The organism is Candidatus Pelagibacter communis (assembly GCF_001179925.1).
In the GTDB taxonomy this organism is placed as follows: domain Bacteria; phylum Pseudomonadota; class Alphaproteobacteria; order Pelagibacterales; family Pelagibacteraceae; genus Pelagibacter; species Pelagibacter ubique_E.
Genome location: NZ_CVSF01000065.1, coordinates 19,026 through 36,364, shown reverse-complemented (window position 1 = coordinate 36,364; position 17,339 = coordinate 19,026). Strand labels below are relative to the sequence as shown.

The 17,339-nt window shown below is 28.3% G+C and carries 17 protein-coding genes; 8 read left to right on the top strand and 9 right to left on the bottom strand.

Annotated elements, in window-relative coordinates:
- A partial coding sequence (secA, locus tag AMN70_RS04340) for a preprotein translocase subunit SecA (protein ID WP_075502115.1) occupies nucleotides 1–2,344 on the top strand: 2,344 nt, incomplete at its 5' end.
- Here the strand turns inward: secA and AMN70_RS04335 are convergent.
- Nucleotides 2,339–3,433 (bottom strand): acetyl-CoA carboxylase carboxyltransferase subunit alpha, encoded by a 1,095-nt coding sequence (locus tag AMN70_RS04335; protein WP_075502113.1) that lies wholly within the window; start codon nucleotides 3,431–3,433, stop codon nucleotides 2,339–2,341. The two genes, secA and AMN70_RS04335, sit on opposite strands and share 6 nt — an antisense overlap.
- A 97-nt stretch (nucleotides 3,434–3,530) precedes the next feature.
- Between AMN70_RS04335 and AMN70_RS04330 the strand changes: the two genes are divergently transcribed.
- Nucleotides 3,531–5,690, top strand: a complete 2,160-nt coding sequence (locus tag AMN70_RS04330) for a malate synthase G (protein WP_075502112.1) — start codon at nucleotides 3,531–3,533, stop codon at nucleotides 5,688–5,690.
- On the opposite strand, the gene recR is transcribed toward AMN70_RS04330, so the two are convergent.
- From recR to kdsB, 5 genes are all read right to left on the bottom strand, one after another.
- On the bottom strand, nucleotides 5,677–6,288 hold the full coding sequence (recR, locus tag AMN70_RS04325) for a recombination mediator RecR (protein ID WP_075502110.1): 612 nt from the start codon (nucleotides 6,286–6,288) through the stop codon (nucleotides 5,677–5,679). The two genes, AMN70_RS04330 and recR, sit on opposite strands and share 14 nt — an antisense overlap.
- Nucleotides 6,289–6,291: 3 nt before the next feature.
- A complete protein-coding gene (locus tag AMN70_RS04320; RefSeq protein ID WP_075502108.1) occupies nucleotides 6,292–6,609 on the bottom strand; it encodes a YbaB/EbfC family nucleoid-associated protein in 318 nt (105 codons plus the stop codon).
- Nucleotides 6,609–8,264 (bottom strand): DNA polymerase III subunit gamma/tau, encoded by a 1,656-nt coding sequence (gene dnaX, locus AMN70_RS04315; RefSeq protein WP_075502106.1) that lies wholly within the window; start codon nucleotides 8,262–8,264, stop codon nucleotides 6,609–6,611. Before dnaX ends, AMN70_RS04320 begins: the two co-directional genes overlap by 1 nt.
- Before the next feature lie 147 nt (nucleotides 8,265–8,411).
- Nucleotides 8,412–9,242 (bottom strand): prephenate dehydratase domain-containing protein, encoded by an 831-nt coding sequence (locus AMN70_RS04310; protein WP_075502104.1) that lies wholly within the window; start codon nucleotides 9,240–9,242, stop codon nucleotides 8,412–8,414.
- 2 nt (nucleotides 9,243–9,244) lie between these two features.
- A complete protein-coding gene (gene kdsB, locus AMN70_RS04305; protein WP_075502102.1) occupies nucleotides 9,245–9,973 on the bottom strand; it encodes a 3-deoxy-manno-octulosonate cytidylyltransferase in 729 nt (242 codons plus the stop codon).
- Between the two features lie 108 nt (nucleotides 9,974–10,081).
- On the opposite strand from kdsB, the gene AMN70_RS04300 reads away from it, so the two are divergent.
- Nucleotides 10,082–10,624: a c-type cytochrome gene (locus AMN70_RS04300; RefSeq protein ID WP_075502100.1), complete on the top strand. Its 543-nt coding sequence runs from the start codon at nucleotides 10,082–10,084 to the stop codon at nucleotides 10,622–10,624.
- Here the strand turns inward: AMN70_RS04300 and AMN70_RS04295 are convergent.
- Nucleotides 10,616–11,545 carry an ornithine carbamoyltransferase gene (locus tag AMN70_RS04295; protein WP_075502098.1) on the bottom strand — a complete coding sequence of 310 codons (930 nt, stop codon included), beginning with the start codon at nucleotides 11,543–11,545 and terminating at the stop codon, nucleotides 10,616–10,618. The two genes, AMN70_RS04300 and AMN70_RS04295, sit on opposite strands and share 9 nt — an antisense overlap.
- Before the next feature lies 1 nt (nucleotide 11,546).
- The gene (locus AMN70_RS04290) at nucleotides 11,547–12,713 is read right to left on the bottom strand and encodes an aspartate aminotransferase family protein (RefSeq protein WP_075502096.1); all 1,167 of its coding nucleotides are present in this window, start codon (nucleotides 12,711–12,713) and stop codon (nucleotides 11,547–11,549) included.
- A gap of 181 nt (nucleotides 12,714–12,894) precedes the next feature.
- On the opposite strand from AMN70_RS04290, the gene AMN70_RS04285 reads away from it, so the two are divergent.
- Entirely contained in the window at nucleotides 12,895–13,389 is a 495-nt protein-coding gene (locus AMN70_RS04285) for a GcrA family cell cycle regulator (protein WP_075502095.1), read from the top strand.
- A 15-nt stretch (nucleotides 13,390–13,404) separates the two neighbouring features.
- Here the strand turns inward: AMN70_RS04285 and AMN70_RS04280 are convergent, their stop codons facing one another.
- Nucleotides 13,405–14,376 (bottom strand): complex I NDUFA9 subunit family protein, encoded by a 972-nt coding sequence (locus AMN70_RS04280; protein WP_075502093.1) that lies wholly within the window; start codon nucleotides 14,374–14,376, stop codon nucleotides 13,405–13,407.
- 15 nt (nucleotides 14,377–14,391) lie between these two features.
- Here AMN70_RS04280 and AMN70_RS04275 point away from each other — a divergent pair, with 15 nt between their 5' ends.
- The 4 genes from AMN70_RS04275 to AMN70_RS04260 are packed head-to-tail and all read left to right on the top strand — an operon-like array spanning nucleotide 14,392 to nucleotide 17,338.
- A complete protein-coding gene (locus AMN70_RS04275) occupies nucleotides 14,392–15,003 on the top strand; it encodes a ribonuclease D (protein WP_082255081.1) in 612 nt (203 codons plus the stop codon).
- Nucleotides 15,004–15,008: 5 nt separating this feature from the next.
- Entirely contained in the window at nucleotides 15,009–15,974 is a 966-nt protein-coding gene (locus AMN70_RS04270) for a KpsF/GutQ family sugar-phosphate isomerase (protein ID WP_075502091.1), read from the top strand.
- A gap of 8 nt (nucleotides 15,975–15,982) precedes the next feature.
- Nucleotides 15,983–16,558 (top strand): LPS export ABC transporter periplasmic protein LptC, encoded by a 576-nt coding sequence (lptC, locus tag AMN70_RS04265; protein ID WP_075502090.1) that lies wholly within the window; start codon nucleotides 15,983–15,985, stop codon nucleotides 16,556–16,558.
- A 3-nt stretch (nucleotides 16,559–16,561) separates the two neighbouring features.
- A complete protein-coding gene (locus AMN70_RS04260) occupies nucleotides 16,562–17,338 on the top strand; it encodes an ATP-binding cassette domain-containing protein (protein WP_075502088.1) in 777 nt (258 codons plus the stop codon).
- Nucleotide 17,339: the final 1 nt, after the last annotated feature.

Genomic DNA, 17,339 nt, shown 5'->3' with positions numbered 1-17,339 from the left:
AGAAGCTTCTAAAAGATCTAGAAATGAACGTCACTATGATGTTCAGTTGATTGGTGGAGTTGTTTTGCATGAAAATAAAATTGCAGAGATGAGAACTGGTGAAGGTAAAACTTTAACTATTGTATTATCAGCCTATCTAAACGCGCTTGAAGAAAAAGGTGTTCACGTAGTCACAGTGAATGATTATTTGGCAAAAAGAGACTCGCAAGAAATGGGTCAAATTTATAATTTTTTAGGTCTAACCTCGGGTTTTATTAACAATGATCAAAATGATTTGGAGAGAAAGAAAAATTATAATTGTGATATCACATATGCTACCAATAGTGAGCTAGGATTTGATTATCTTAGAGACAATATGAAATTCTCTAAAAATGAAAAAGTTCAGCGAGAACATCATTATTCAATTGTAGATGAAATTGATTCTTGTTTAATTGATGAAGCAAGAACACCTTTAGTAATTTCAGGAGCTGCTGAGGATAAAACAAATCAATATTTAGCAATCGATAAATTAGTAAAACAATTAGATAACAAAGATTATGAGATAGATGAAAAAGATAAAAATATTCTATTAACAAATAACGGCATAACCAATGTTGAAAAAATTTTTTCAAATGCTGGAATATTAAAAAACAATAATTTTTATGATCCAGAAAATTTAGCTTTAGTTCATCATGTTAATCAAGCATTACGAGCTAATCATTTATTCGAAAAAGGTAAGGACTATATTATTAAAGACAATAGTTTAAAAATTATTGATGAACTAACAGGTAGAATTTTAGAAGGTAGAAGATTTGGAGATGGACTTCATCAAGCTTTGGAGGCAAAAGAAAAAATTGAGATACAAGCTGAAAATCATACTCTAGCCTCCATAACTTATCAGAATTTTTTTAAATTATATAAAAAGATATCAGGCTGTACAGGTACCGCAGCAACAGAGGCAGAAGAGTTTTATGAAATTTATAATTTACCTGTCGTTGTAATTCCAACTAATAACCCGATGATACGTAAAGATCTTAATGATCAAATATTCAGAACGGAGGAAGAAAAAAATAATGCAATAATAAAAAAAATTAATGAATGTAATCAAAAAGGACAGCCACTATTAGTTTTTACCTCTAGCGTTAATAAATCTGAAGTTTACTCAAAATTACTAGACAAAGAAAAAATAAAGCATGTAGTTTTAAACGCTAAAAATCATGAAAACGAGGCTGAAATTATAGCAAATGCAGGAAAACAAAGCTCAGTAATCATTACTACAAGTATTTCAGGACGTGGTGTTGATATTCAATTGGGAGGAAAAAAAGGATCAATCCCCGGAGATCAATTGAGAAAAGAAAAAGAAAAAATAAAATTACTAGGCGGCTTATTTGTAATTGGAACTGAAAGAATGGAATCAAGAAGAGTTGATAATCAAGCGAGAGGTAGATCTGGAAGACAAGGAGATGAAGGGAGTTCGATATTTTATGTTAGTCTTGAAGACGATTTAATGAGAATATTTGGCTCAGAGTCTATGAACAATATTCTTGAAAAATTAGGGCTAAAGAACGGAGAAAGTATTGATCATCCTTGGATTAATAAAGCTCTTGAGAGAGCTCAACAAAAGGTAGAGGCTAGAAACTTTGATATTAGAAAAACATTAATTAAGTTTGATAATGTTCTTAATGATCAAAGACATGTAATTTTTTCTCAAAGAAATGAAGCAATGGAAAGTGAACAAATATTTTCTTATTCCGAAGACTTTTTAAACGAAATAATTGATGATTTAATTCAATTAAAAACTAAAGAAATATCAAATCCTAAAAACAATGAATTCAATACTAAATTAAAATTATTAATGGGTAAAAGTTTTGACGAAAATCAATTAACAGAACTTATATCACTTAAAGATCAAGATTTTAGACAAAGAATAATCAAACAATTTAATAATAATAGAGATGAAAGAACTAAAATTTTGGGTGAAAAACAATCAAAAGAAATAGAAAAAAGAATTTTATTACAATCAATAGATTTAAACTGGAAGTCACATATACAATATTTAGAACAGTTACGCCAAGTCGTAGGTCTTAGATCTTACGGACAAAGAGATCCGTTGATTGAATACAAGAAAGAAGCTTTTGATCTTTTTTCAAATTTACTAGAAAAATTAAAATTAGATTTCATCGTAATTTTAATGAACTTAAAAGTAGTTGAGCAAATAAAAGAAGATGAAAACCCTAAAAATAATACTGAAATATTAAATAATCCTAAATGTCTTTTAATTTTAAAAAAAGATCAAAAAATTTCAAGAAACGATAGATGCGATGCCACAGGTAAAAAATTTAAAAATTGTTGTGGTGCTTTATAGTAGAAATATTGCTAGTGCGGCAATTAATAAAAAACCTGTGGCGTAATAAATATTTTTTTTATTTTTAAAATACTGATCAAAGCTATTTTTATTGTTATCAAGGCTGCTTAAACTTTCTGGATTACTAATAAATCCTTTGCTTCTACCAATCTTCAAAAATTTATTTTTTCTCTGATCTAAAATTTCATCAGATGACATTTCTTGAAATGTACTTAAGTTTTTTAAAATTGAGTCTCTAACACTATTCAATATTAAGTTTCTGTCTCGATGAGCTCCACCTAAAGGTTCGGGAATAATTTCATCTATTACTTTGAGTTCTAATAAATCCTTGGCAGATAACTTCATTGCTTTTGCTGCATCTAACATTTTTTTAGGATCTCTCCATAAAATTGTGGCACATCCCTCTGGAGATATAACCGAGTAAATAGCGTTTTCTAACATTATTATTTTACTAGATGATGCCAATGCAATTGCACCTCCAGAACCGCCTTCGCCTATTATAACACTTAAGGTTGGAACCCTTAATTTCATGCAGCACTCTATTGATTTTGCTATCGCTTGAGCTTGACCTCTTTCTTCTGCTCCTACTCCTGGATATGCTCCCGGAGTATCAATAAATGAAATAATTGGAATATTGAATTTATCTGCTAGCTCCATTAAACGAATAGATTTTCTATAACCCTCAGGTCTCATCATTCCAAAATTTCTTTCAATTCTAGCTTCTAGATTTTCACCTTTTTCTTGACCAATAACTAAAACCGATTGCCCATTGAATTTTGCAAATCCTGTGATTACTGATTTATCTTCCCCATAATATCTATCTCCAGCAAGTGAGATAAAATCTTCAAACAAATTATCTATGAAAAATTTTGACTTAGGCCTATCTTCATGTCTTGCTACCATAGTTGTTTGCCAAGGATCTAAAGTGGAATAAATTTCTTTTAATTTTTTATCTAATTCTTCTTGAGTTTGAGAAATCTTATTTGTATCAACTTCAGATAATCCACCCTGGTTATAAGGGTCTTTGAGCTTGTCTAATTCATTTTCTAAGGATTTAATTTCGGCTTCAAAATTAAGGTAATTTTTCATATTCTTTTAATTATCATATAAAAATTAAAAGTGACAACATAATGTCATGTCACTATTAATTATTGACTTAATTTTACTTGAGTTTTAGAAAAGATTAATGAATATTAATTATCAAACAATTAACAACTTAAAAGTTTCAATTGAATTACTAAGATTTGTTAATGATGAACTTCTACACAATACAAATATCTCACCTAAAAAGTTTTGGTCAGGTTTTGATCAATGCATTGAAGAACTTTCTTTAAAAAATAAAGATCTTTTAAAAATAAGAGAAGATTTACAAAAAAAAATTGATGACTGGCATTTTCAAAAAAAAGGAAACAAAATTGATATAGTTGAATATAAAAAATTTTTAAAAGATATTGGTTATCTAAAAGATGAGGGTTCTGATTTTAAGATTGAAACAGAAAATGTAGATGTAGAAATAGCTAAAATAGCCGGACCTCAATTAGTAGTTCCAATTATGAATGCTAGATATGCTTTGAATGCTGCTAATGCACGTTGGGTAAGCTTGTATGATAGTCTTTATGGTACAAATATAATTGAATCTGAGGAAGGGGGAAGTGAAAGATATGATCCAAATCGAGGACAAGAAGTTATAAAATATGTTAGAGAATTTTTTGATAAATATATACCGATTGATGGGACAAGCTGGAAAAATATTGCTGGTTTAAAAGTAATAGATCAAAACCTGATTATTCTAAAAGATGATTATGAATATAAGCTTAAAGATACTGGTAAATTTATAGGTCATAGAGGTGATGCTAATAAACCAGAAGCAATCATATTAAAAAACAATGGTCTTCACTTTGAAATTATTATAAATCCTAGAGCTTTTAGTGCTGCCCATGACATAGCTGGAATAAGTGATGTGATAGCAGAGTCAGCAATCTCAACCATTTGTGATAATGAAGATAGTGTTGCTGCCGTTGATGCTGAAGACAAAGTAATTTGCTACAGGAACTGGTTAGGATTAATGAAGGGAGATTTAAAAATTCAATTTGAAAAAAATGGTAAAAATTTAGAAAGAAAATTAAATCCAGATAGAAGTTATATTTCTAGAGACGGTAAAGGACTAAAATTACATGGAAGAAGCTTGCTATTAATTAGAAATGTCGGTCATCTAATGACTAACCCCTCTATCCTTTTAAAAGACGGGAGTGAAGTACCAGAGGGAATTATGGATGCATTTATTACCAGTGCGGCAGCGCTTCATGATTTAAAAAAAAATAGAAACTCAAGAACTGGGTCAATATACATTGTTAAACCAAAAATGCATGGACCTGATGAATGTGCTTTTACTGATTTAATTTTTTCTAAAGTTGAAAAAGTTTTAGAATTAAAACCAAATACAATTAAAGTGGGTTTAATGGATGAGGAAAGAAGAACGTCAGCAAATCTTAAGGAATGTATTAGAGCTCTGTCAAAACGTATAGTCTTTCAAAACACTGGGTTTCTCGATAGAACTGGTGATGAAATGCATACTTCGATGGAAGCAGGCCCAATGATAAAAAAAGGTGATATGAAATCTTCTAAATGGATACAGGCTTACGAAAATAACAATGTTGATTTAGGATTAAAATGTGGCTTTTCTGGTAAGGCTCAAATAGGAAAAGGTATGTGGGCGGCACCAGATGAAATGAAAAAAATGTTAGATGAAAAGATTGGTCATCTGAAAGCTGGTGCTAACTGTGCTTGGGTTCCTTCTCCAACAGCAGCATCTTTACATGCTTTGCATTATCATCAAATTGACGTTTTTGAATTGCAAAAGAAACTAATCTCAAGATCTCCTGCAAAATTAGATGATCTTTTAACAATTCCAATAGCAGATAGACCCAATTGGTCGGTTGATGAAATAAATTCTGAAATATCAAATTCTGCACAAACTCTATTGGGTTATGTTGTAAGATGGATTGATCAAGGGGTCGGTTGCTCAAAAGTTCCCGATATAACAAATACTTTTCTTATGGAAGACAGAGCAACTCTTCGGATTTCCTCCCAACATATTGCGAATTGGTTGCATCACGGAATTACTACGAAAATCCAAGTTACAGAAATAATGAAACAGATGGCAAAAGTTGTAGATAAACAAAATGAAGGCGACAAAGATTATGTAAAAATGAGTGATAACTTTGAAAAATCTATAGCATTTAAAGCTGCGTGTGATTTAATCTTTAAGGGAAAAGAGCAACCATCCGGATATACTGAGCCACTTCTACATATAAACAGACTAGAAAAAAAGGCTACTCAGAACTAGAATTTAACTTTGATCTATTTTTAAAGGCTGAAAGTAAAGTTCCATCATCCAAATTTTCTGGTGAATATCCTATCGGCATACCCCTCGCTAATTTTGTGACACTCACTTTCAAATTTTTAAGAATATCTCTAATATAATATGCAGTAGTTTGTCCTTCTACAGTTTCAGACAATGCTAAAATAACTTCTTCAATTTTATCTTTGTTAACTCTTTCAACTAATGAATTGATTAATAGATCTTCCTTTCTATGTCCTGCAGAGGCAATGGTTCCTCCAAGAATATGATAATATCCCTTAAAAATATTAGAATTTTCAATTGACCATTGATCCGCTATGTCTTCGACAACACAAATCTTATTAAATTTTTCTTTAACATTTTCACAATTAAAACAACCTTCTGAAATTGATTTTAGTGAGCCACACAAATTACACCGGGTAACATTTTTATAAACTTGAACTAAAGTATTGGCCATAGGTTTAATAATCTCATCTCTATTATTCATTAATTTCAATACAATTCGTTTAGCTGACTTTGGTCCTAATCCAGGCAGTTTAGAAATCAATTTTATCAATTCCTCTATTTCATTAATATTTTGCATTGATTATAATGGCCATTTAAAACCAGGAATTCCTAGACCTCCAGTAGCTTTGGAGATTTCTTCTGCAGTTATAGATTTTAATTGAATTTTTGCATTGTTATGTGCTGCAACGATTAAATCCTCAATAATAGATTTTTCTTCTTTGAGCATCTCATTAGCAATTTCTATTTTTACCATTTCTCCTTCTCCATCTAAAGTAACTTTTACCGACTTACTTCCAGAAACACCCTCAACTTTAATATTTTTAATTTTTTCTTGGCTCTCTTTTACTTTTGCTTCAAGCTCTCTTGCTTTATCAAGTATTTTTGTAAAATCATTCATTATTCATCATCTTTTTTAGTCGATTTAACATCAATTAATTCTGCATCAGAAAAGTACTTTAAGACAGATTTATAAAAATCAGATTTTTTAGCATTTTCAATTAACCGTTTTTGTAAAACTATTTCTTTATCTCTTATTGATATATTTCCTTCACTCTTACTAAAACTTATAATCCATCTTTGATTAGTCCATTCTAAAAGCTTTGCTGATAATTCTTTTACAAAATCCTTGTCCAAATTATCATTAAAAGAAATTTCAATTCTGCCATTTTCAAATTTTACTAAATTAACATTTTTTTCTAGCTGATACTTTAATTTTATCTCTTTTTTAATTTTACAAATTTGCAATAATTCATTAAAGGATTCTATTATAATTTCATTTGTTATTTTTGGTTCTATTTGAGATTGCGGTTTAATTTTTTTTTCTTGAGTCACACTCTTAATTTGATTTACTGTTTCTTTATTTTGTATGTTTAATGGAGAAAAATTTTTATCACTTTTTATTCCATTTTTTTTTAATTCATCATCTTTTATATCTTTGGTAGGAACAAAACCGTTTAAATGTATTAATCTCATTAAAAACATTTCAATGGATAAGTGTTGATTAGATACAATATCTAATTCCCCGAGAGTTCTAATTGTAAATTGCCAAAATAGAATTAATACCTCATCATCAATTTTATTAGAAATTTCCTTAATTCTATTAAATTCGATATCATTTAAAGAAAAGTTTGTACTTTCGAGTGTAAGAGAGTTTATATTTTTAAAATAATATAGTATTTCCAAAAAATCATTTATAAATATTTTTGGTTCAACGCCCTGATTATAAATTTTTCTATAACTCTCTATGACCTTAGTCTCATTTCCTTGAAATATTTGATCAAATAGTTCTATCAATTGTGATTTATCAAAATAACCAAAAATTTTTTGAGCAGCATTAAGATCTAATTCTTTTCCATTCTCTAGACTTATCAAAGCTCTATCTAATAAAGAAAGTGCATCCCTAACTGATCCCTCTGAAATTTTTACAATTAATTTTAAAGCATCATCGGTGGCTTTTCCATTTTCTTTTTCTTTAATCTTTTTAATAAATTCAAATAATTCATTTGACTTGATCCTAGACAAATCAAATCTCTGGCATCTTGATACCACCGTGATTGGTATTTTCTTAATCTCTGTTGTAGCGAATATAAATTTTAAATATTCAGGTGGTTCTTCCAAAGTTTTTAATAGCGCATTAAATGCTTGTTTGCTCAACATATGTACTTCATCAATTATAAAAATTTTATATTTTGATGATGTTGGGCCATATCTTGAAAACTCAATTAAATCTCTAACATCATCCACACCAGTTTTGCTAGCTGCATCCATCTCTAGAACGTCTATGTGACTGGAATTAGCAATTGCCTCACAGTTTTCACAAAAATTTTTATTACAAAAATTTTTATAACTATTTAAACAATTTAAAGACTTTGCAACAATTCTAGCTATTGTAGTTTTCCCTATTCCTCTTATCCCGGTGAAAAGATAAGCATTAGGAACCTTGTTCGCTTTAATAGAATTTTTTATAGTTTCAGATACTACTTCTTGACCAATAAGATCATCAAAGGTTTGGGGTCTATATTTAAGAGCTAAAACTTTTGAATTATTATTCATTTTATTACTTTTAAGGAGACTAGAACCTGAGTAACTGTCTCTACGACTGCTTCCGTTAAGATCTGGTCGGGTTCAAGCAGCATCCACCTCTAGCCTCCAGGAGTATTATAGCAGTATTGTTTTCTAATCCACAAGAAAAGATTGTATTTATTTTTCTCTAACAGGATCTGCCTCAAAAACACCTAGAACATGAAAATCCTGACAATGAAGTCCAAGTTCCTCTAGTGATTTTTGAACTTTTGGATCTTCAATATGACCATCTAGATCACACAAAAAAAAGAAAGAGTCAAAAGTGTTTTTTTCTGGATAACTTTGAAGCTTAGTTAAATTTACTCCGTTAATTGCAAAACCACCTAAGGATTGATAAAGGGCAGCTGGTTTACTTTTAAGTTTAAATAAAAAAGAGGTTATATAATTTTTTTTACCAAACTCAGGTTGTATCAAATTTTTGCCCATGACTAAAAATCTTGTTAGGTTACCTGGTTCATTTTCAATATTTTTTTGAATTACTTCTAACCCATATGTTTTTGCACTTAGAATTGAAGCTATAGCGGCTTCATCTTTTTTTTTATTTTTTGAAACCATTTCTGCCGAACCTGCGGTGTCAGCTCTAACATGTTCAACCATACCATTCTTTTTAATAAAGTTAGAACACTGTGATAAAGCTTGAGCATGTGAAAATATATTTTTTATATCTTTTAAATTTGCACCTCGATGTCCAAGTAAATTATGTTCAATTTTTTGAAAATATTCAGAATAAATATTTAATCGATATTTAAAAATAAGATATTCAATTCCAATATTACCAGTAATTCTATTAGACTCAGGTATAACTATTTTTGAGTCTTTTTCACTCGAAGCTTTTAGAAAACATTCATCAAAAGTTTTACATGGAACAATCTCTGCTTTTGGATCAATAGCAAGTGAAGCTAAATGAGAGTATGCGCCATATGTACCTTGAAAATAAATTTTTCCCATAATTATTTATATTTCATTATGTTTTTTATGGCTAGATAATCTTCTTTTGTATCAACACCTATCGGTGATTTATTAGCAAGCGCTACGTTTATCTTAATATCATTATCAATGGCTCTTAACTGTTCAAGCCTATTATTAAGCTCATTTTTTGATTGGGCTAATGAAATGAATTTTTTTAGAGTTTCAACTTGATAAGAATAGATTCCCATGTGATGAAAAACATCTATTTTATCATTTGTTTTTCTCATAAAATTTTTTGCGTATGGAAAAGAATTTTTTTTGAATGATTCATCAATTCTTACCTTAACTACATTTTCATTTTCATAGATTTTTCTATTTAAAATTTCCGCTGCCATAGTTCCGATTTTTGATTTATTTGATTTCATTTTCGTATCTAAAATTTTAATATCATCTATTTCAATGTCAGGTTCATCTCCTTGGATATTCATGACAAAATCAACGTCTTTTCTGTTAATTATTCTAAAAGCTTCATAAATTCTGTCAGTTCCAGTTTTGTGGTTTTTTGAGGTTAAAATAGCATTTCCCCCATTTTTTTTTACATCCTCTAAAATTTCTTGATCCTCAGTTGCAACAATCACATCTCCAATGTTGGCACTTTCGGCTTTTTTAAATACATGAGATATAATTGAAAGACCATTAATCTTAAGTAATGGTTTGCCAGGTAATCTAGTTGCAGACATTCTTGAGGGTATAATTATTAATGTTTTCATAGTTTCTTTACTTTTAATTAGATTATAAAGAGGGGCAAAATTGTACAGTAAAATATAAGCAATTTTAAAATTTAAATGATATAGGTTCTCTTATAAAATTTATCAAATATGGATTCTTTTGAAATTAATAAAATAGTAGCTGCTGTATTGATGGTTGCGCTTCTAGTAATTGGTATTGGAAAACTTTCTGATATTGTATTTTATGTCGAAAAACCTAAAAATCCAGGTTATGTAGTAGAAGTAGAACAAGTAGCTTCTACAAAATCCGATCTAAGCTCTGAAACGACAGAGGAAAAAATTGATATAGCTGCCCTCATGGCATTAGGAGATCTCGCCCATGGAGAAAAAGTTTTTAAAAAATGTGCAGCCTGTCATTCAATTGTAAAAGGAGGAAAAAATAATATCGGACCTGCTTTATATAATGTTGTTGGCAGACAAGTTGGAGCTGTAAATGATTATAAATATTCCAAAGCTCTTTCTACATATGGCAAGGAATGGACTTTTGAAGAATTAAATGGATATTTGATTAAACCTGCAAAATGGATCAAAGGTACAAAGATGGCCTTCGCTGGATTAAGAAAAGAAAAAGATAGAGCATCAGTAATAAAATACTTAAATCAAAATTCCGATAATCCATTACCGCTACCTTAATTTTCCAAAACAATAAAGTAATATAGATTTTTGTACATGAACTCTGTTAAGAGCTTGTTGCCAAACTTTTGATTGTTTGCTTGAAAATATTTTTTCTTCCACTTCAGTTCCTCTTGGTAAACAATGAAGAAACACACAATCTTTTTTGGCAAAGCTCATTAATTTTTTATCAATCTTGAATTTTTTAAAATGATTTAATTTTTTCAATTTGTTTACTTTATCATTCATAGATATAACTTTATCTGAGAAAATTACATCTGCCTTTGATGCAGCCATTTTAGGATCATTATAAATTATAATCTTATTTTTGTTTCTTTTAATATATTCCATTATTTTCTTAGATGGTTGATATTTTTTTGGGCAGCCAATTTTTAATTTAAAAGAAAATTTTATAGATGCAGCAATCAAAGAATTTAAAACATTATTTGAGTCTCCTATCCAAGAAATATTCAGCTTAGATATTGGTTTTTTTTTAATTTCTTCAACTGTAAAAACATCAGATAAAATTTGAGTAGCATGTGAACTGGGACTCAATCCATTAATTATAGGTATCGACAAATGTTTTTTAAATTCCTCTAATTTTTTATCACTATCGGTTCTGAGCATAAAAGCATTTCCAAAATTGGATAAAATTTTTGCTGTATCCTCTATACTCTCCCCTCCTTTTGATAGATGTAACTCATCTGGTCTAAGTGTGAGTGTGCTCCCTCCTAGCTGTTTTATTGCTAAGTAAAAACTCAATCTAGTCCTTAAGCTAGATTTTTCAAACATTTGTATTAACAGTTTACCCTTTAGAGGCGCTCCTTTATCAACATCAAGATTATTTAGTTTTTTTCGCGAAATTTTTCTTCGTTTTGCATCAGTAATGATTTTTCGAAGATCTCGACCTGGAATATCTTTAAGATGTATAAAATGTTTCATCTTAATTCAATTCTTTACAAACTTTTTCTATTATTTTCAAAGCTTGAATTATCTCGCTTTTTTTAACATTAAGTGGAGGTAAAATACGAACAACATTATCATTAGCTCGAATAGTTAATAATTTTTTATCCATTAATTTATTTATAAATTTTGCTTGATCTTTATATAACTGCATTCCAATTAATAAACCTTTGCCTCTTATCTCTTTAATAATATTAGGATGATTATCTTTAATCTGATTTAATTTTGAATTAAAAAATTTTGATTGGTTTTTCACATTTTTCAAAAACTTTTTACTTGAAACAATATCCATTACAGTATTTGCAACTGCCATGGCTAATGGATTGCCTCCAAAAGTTGAACCGTGAGTGCCTGGTGTCATTCCCACAGCCACTTTTTTATTCATTAAAACTGCACCAATAGGAAATCCACCTCCAATTCCTTTAGCTATTGGAACTATATCAGGTTTAATTTTTGAGCTTTCAAAAGCAAAAAAATCCCCAGACCGTGAAATTCCACATTGTACTTCATCTAAAATTAGTAATATTTTTTTCTTGTTGCATAATTTTCTTAGTTCCTTTAAACACCAATCAGGTATTTCTTTAATTCCACCTTCTCCTGCAATAGTTTCAACCATAATTGCTGCTGTATTTTTTGTTATTTTTTTCTTTAACGACTTATGATCTCCAAATACAAAGTGATCAAATCCAGGGATTTTTGGACCAAATCCTTCTGTCATCTTTTTTGATCCACTTGCAAAAATTGCAGCAATAGTTCTTCCATGAAATGAATTCTTTACACACAAAATTCTATTTTTATTGGGTTTTCCAATAGAATAGAAATATCTTCTTGCTACCTTTATTGCTGCTTCTGTAGCTTCTGCACCACTATTTTGAAACATCACATAATTAGCAAATGTTTTTTGACACAATTTTTTTGCTAATTTTTCTCCTTCAGGAATTTGAAAAGCATTGGAAACATGCCAAAGTTTTTTTGATTGATTTTTTATAGTTTTAACCAGTCTTGGATGAGCATGTCCCAAACAATTAACGGCTATACCCTGAACAAAATCTAAATATTTTTTTCCATTTGAGGTATAAAGATAACTTCCTTTACCTCTCAAAAAAGAGATTTTTTTTCTATTATAATTTTTTGCAAGAAAGCTCATGATAATAAGTATTACAAAATTTTTTTTAAATTAAATTAATAAAATTCAATTTTCGATTGAAATATATCATTTTTGATAATTAAGATTGTTAATAAGTTTAAAAAATACGTTGTTAATTAAAGAAATATAACTCTATATTGTGTTTAATAAATAAATAAATACAATATATAGTTAATTGATTATGGGTTGGACAGATGAAAAAGTAGCAAAATTGAAAGAATTATGGGGCAAAGGTAACACAGCAAGCCAAATTGCTGAAATTATTGGTGGTATTAGCAGGAATGCAGTTATTGGTAAAGCTCACAGATTAAATTTATCTGCAAAAATAAAAACTAGATCAGCTACATCGAATAAGAATTTTGAAAGTTCAATTGAAGTTAACAAAATAAAATCAAGAAGAACTAGAAAAAATAAATTTAGATCATTGCTCATTGAAAAAGATTTTGAACCTGAAAATCCAAAACAATTAGAAGAATTAGATGAAAATTCCTGTAAATGGCCAATAGGCCACCCAGATGAAAAAAACTTTTATTTTTGCGGTAGGACTTCATTAAAAGATTTTTCATATTGTAAACTTCATGTGCTATACGCTTACCAACCTAAAGGAAAAAAAGAAGATTCCTCAGATAAAGAAGAGGTTCCAGAATTTATTGAAAAAAAAATTCAATCTGCTTAATTTTTTTGATTTTTATTACGAATTTTTGTTAGATAAATACTTTTCAGTTGAAAATTGACCACCCTCACGCCACATGTAACAATATTTTTTCACTTCTTCATTAAAAAATTTTTTACTAGGTACTCCTATATCGAAATTACTTTTATATTTTTTTGAAAGTACATTATCATATTTTAGGAGTCTTAATTGATCTTCCGTAAGTAATGGATTGGGCATTAATTGAAAAATTTTTGCTGAAAAAGAAGCTAAAGGAAATGGCATAGGTAATAAAATTCTTTTTTTATCAATTAGTTTTAATAATCTCTCAATAATGTTTTTGAATGTAATTATCTCTGGACCAACACATTCAATAATTTTTGAATTAATATTATTTGAGATAACATAAAAAATTATATCTGTTAAATCTGAACAATGAATAGGAGTAAATTTTGTTTTACCAGAATAATAAAGAGGAAATACTGGAAGTCTATTTAGAATTGTCATAAAATTAGTTGTGAAATTATCATCTACAGAATACACTATGGATGGTCTAAGAATTGTTGCAAGAGGAAAATTATTCAAAATTTTTTTTTCACCCTCTAATTTACTCTTTGCATAATCGCTGTCATATGCATCATTTATACCCAAAGCAGATAAATGAATTAAGTTTTTTAATTTAAATTCTTTGGCTAATTTTGCTAATAAAGATGGAAAAAGTGTATGAATATTAAAAAATGTGTTTCCTTTTCTTTTTTCAAATAAAATACCTACTAAATTTATACAATAATCTGCTTTAGAAAATAAATCCCTAAGTTTCTTTTCATCATAAATATTCGCCTCAACAATATCTATAAATCCTGCGTTTCCTTGTGTTTTGATAATATAACTTTTTTGATGAATGTTTCGAGTTACGACTGTTACTTTAATATTATTTTTGGTTAATTTTCTTATTAAGTGTCTCCCAATCTGACCACTCCCACCAAAAATTAGACAATTTTTAGGTTTCATATATATATGTTAAAAATGAATATTGATATTAAATTGCACAAGACTGATTTACCAGATGATTTAAAGTTAGGCAATGTAATAGCAGTAGACGGTGAGTTTATGGGATTAAATGTTAGAAGAGATCCTTTGTGCTTAATACAGCTTTCAACAGGAAACTCTGACGCTCATATTGTTCAACTTGACAGAAAAACTTATAACGCACCAAATTTAACTAAGATTCTTTCAGATAATAGTGTTACTAAAATTTTTCATTTTGGAAGAGCCGATATGGCGCATATTAAGTATTACTTAAAAACTGACACTAACAATATATTAGATACAAAAATAGCATCTAAATTGGCGCGATCTTACTCAGACAACCATTCACTGAAAACATTAATAAAAGAATTTATGAATATTGACATAAGTAAACAATTTCAAAATTCTGATTTTGGGGGAGAATTAACTCCCGCTCAGCTCAAATATTGTGCTAATGATGTTATTTATCTTCATAAAATTCATAATGAATTAAATAAAATACTGGAAAGAGAAAACAGAATAGAACTTTATCAAAATTGTATAAAATTTTTAAAAACAAGGGTTGAGCTTGATTTAGCCTCATTTAAAGATGATATCTGGTCACACTAAATAAAATGAAAAACCAAATAAGTAAAACTGGAATTGAAGTTATTGATCTTCAAATAAAAGCTTTAAAAAAATTGAAATATTCAATAAATGACTCTTTTAATGAAGCTGTAAAAGCAATAACAAAATGTAAGTCTAAAATAATAATTTGTGGTGTAGGAAAAAGTGGAAAAATTGCTTCAAAAATATCTGCTACTTTATCCTCTGTTGGAAGTCCATCTTTTTCAATTTCGGCTAATGATTGTTCTCATGGAGATTTAGGGAGAATTACAAATAAAGATTTATTAATATTAGTAAGCTACTCGGGAAATACTAAAGAATTAAAAGATATAATAAAATATGCAAAACTAAATAAGATTACTTTAATAGGAATAGTTTCAAATAAAGACTCAACTCTATTTAAATCTGCAAACATCAAATTATTTATACCAGAAGTAAAAGAGTCTGGATTAGGAATAGTACCTACGTCAAGTACAACGGCTCAATTATGTTTAGGCGATGCATTAGCTATCGCTTCAATGAGAGAAAAAAAATTCAGTAAGCTTGATTTTAAAAAATTTCATCCTGCAGGAAATTTAGGAAATAAACTAAAAACGGCATTTGATGTAATGTTGATTAAAAATAAAATACCTTTTGTAAATCATAATGAAATTATGAAAAACGCTTTAAAAATTTTAAATTCAAAAAAACTTGGGTTTTTAGTAGTTGTAAATGACCAAGGTTTAAATACAGGTGTTTTTACTGATGGTGACTTAAAAAGACTTGTTCAAAAAAAGAAATTTATTGATAATTTAAAAATCAAAACGTTTATGACAAAAAAGCCTATTATTGTTGAAAAAAATACATTAGCCACTGATATACTCAATCAAATGAATAAAAAAAAAATTACAAATGTATGTGTTTATAGTAAAGAGAATAAGAAAAAAACTATTGGAGTAATCCATATTCATAATCTTATTAACACGTTGAAATAACTTAATTAATGAAAAGAATTGTTCAATTTTCTCTTTTTTTTATTGTGATATTAACTTTATTTTTTTTTAACAAATTATATTTATCTAAAAATAATGAAATTATAGTCAAATCAGATAATCTAAATGATCAAATAATTTCTAAAACAGAGAATAATTTAATAAAAAATTTAAAATATGAGGTGAATTTAGATCAAAATAAACAATATATTATAACATCAGATTTAAGTGAACTAATTAATTCTAACAATTCTGAAATAATCAAAATGCAAAAAGTAAAAGCTTTAATTATAGACCAAAATAGAATTCCTTTGATAATCAAATCTGATAATGCTGATTATAATAATGATAACTATAGTACTAAATTTAGAAATAACGTTTCAATTGAATATATGAATAATAAAATATTTTCAGATAAGGCTGATCTAGATTTTGAAAATAATATAGCTAAAATATTTGAAAATGTTCGTTATGAAGGATCGCAAGGTTCAATTTTATCTGATAATATTAAGATAAATTTAATTACAAAAAAAATTGATATTTATATGAATAATGAAAACGATAAAGTGCAACTAAATAAAAATTAAAAAATGTCTAACATTAAAAAATTTAGAATTAAATCTTTTAAAAAAAAAAAAGTTATCCTAAAATTGGATAAAATTTCATTTAAATTTGGTAGAAAAATAATTTTAGATAATCTCAACTTAGAATTGGGTGATGGACAAATTTTAGGTTTGCTTGGACCAAACGGAGTGGGTAAATCGACAATATTTAATATAATTATTGGCTTACTTAATCCAAGCTTCGGTTCTATATTTATAAATTCTGAAAATATTAATAAATTTCCAATCTATCAAAGAACCCTTGCTTTTAAAATTGGTTTTGTCCCGCAAAATGGTGGTTATTTCCATGATTTAACTGTTTACGAAAATCTTAAGGCAATTGCAGAAATTACTATTGAAAATTTAAGTTACAGAGAAGAAAAAATAAACTCTTTAATTTCTAATTTTGAGTTAGACCCAATTAGAGATATTAAAGCTGAGTTTTTATCCGGGGGTCAGAAAAAAAAACTGGTTATAGCTTTAGCTTTAATTTCTGATCCTAAAATACTTTTATTGGATGAACCATTTGCAGCTCTCGATGTGATGACAATAAAGATATTACAAAAAATCATTGTCGATCTTCAAACTTTTAACAACATCTCTATTATTTTGTGCGATCACCAAGCAAGAGATTTATTAGCATGCGTTGATACTGCTGCAATAATTCATAATGGAAAAGTAGTTGCACATGGAACTCCCTCAGACTTAATTCAAAATATAGATGCTAAAAATGTATATTTTGGTGACTCTTTCAAAATAAGTTAAA

Excerpts from the sequence above, each read along its gene's own strand:
- AMN70_RS04335 (WP_075502113.1), bottom strand. The coding sequence starts at position 3,433 with ATGAAAAATTACCTTAATTTTGAAGCCGAAATTAAATCCTTAGAAAAT.
- AMN70_RS04330 (WP_075502112.1), top strand. The coding sequence starts at position 3,531 with ATGAATATTAATTATCAAACAATTAACAACTTAAAAGTTTCAATTGAA.
- recR (WP_075502110.1), bottom strand. The coding sequence starts at position 6,288 with ATGCAAAATATTAATGAAATAGAGGAATTGATAAAATTGATTTCTAAA.
- AMN70_RS04320 (WP_075502108.1), bottom strand. The coding sequence starts at position 6,609 with ATGAATGATTTTACAAAAATACTTGATAAAGCAAGAGAGCTTGAAGCA.
- dnaX (WP_075502106.1), bottom strand. The coding sequence starts at position 8,264 with ATGAATAATAATTCAAAAGTTTTAGCTCTTAAATATAGACCCCAAACC.
- AMN70_RS04310 (WP_075502104.1), bottom strand. The coding sequence starts at position 9,242 with ATGGGAAAAATTTATTTTCAAGGTACATATGGCGCATACTCTCATTTA.
- kdsB (WP_075502102.1), bottom strand. The coding sequence starts at position 9,973 with ATGAAAACATTAATAATTATACCCTCAAGAATGTCTGCAACTAGATTA.
- AMN70_RS04300 (WP_075502100.1), top strand. The coding sequence starts at position 10,082 with ATGGATTCTTTTGAAATTAATAAAATAGTAGCTGCTGTATTGATGGTT.
- AMN70_RS04295 (WP_075502098.1), bottom strand. The coding sequence starts at position 11,545 with ATGAAACATTTTATACATCTTAAAGATATTCCAGGTCGAGATCTTCGA.
- AMN70_RS04290 (WP_075502096.1), bottom strand. The coding sequence starts at position 12,713 with ATGAGCTTTCTTGCAAAAAATTATAATAGAAAAAAAATCTCTTTTTTG.
- AMN70_RS04285 (WP_075502095.1), top strand. The coding sequence starts at position 12,895 with ATGGGTTGGACAGATGAAAAAGTAGCAAAATTGAAAGAATTATGGGGC.
- AMN70_RS04280 (WP_075502093.1), bottom strand. The coding sequence starts at position 14,376 with ATGAAACCTAAAAATTGTCTAATTTTTGGTGGGAGTGGTCAGATTGGG.
- AMN70_RS04275 (WP_082255081.1), top strand. The coding sequence starts at position 14,392 with ATGAATATTGATATTAAATTGCACAAGACTGATTTACCAGATGATTTA.
- AMN70_RS04270 (WP_075502091.1), top strand. The coding sequence starts at position 15,009 with ATGAAAAACCAAATAAGTAAAACTGGAATTGAAGTTATTGATCTTCAA.
- lptC (WP_075502090.1), top strand. The coding sequence starts at position 15,983 with ATGAAAAGAATTGTTCAATTTTCTCTTTTTTTTATTGTGATATTAACT.
- AMN70_RS04260 (WP_075502088.1), top strand. The coding sequence starts at position 16,562 with ATGTCTAACATTAAAAAATTTAGAATTAAATCTTTTAAAAAAAAAAAA.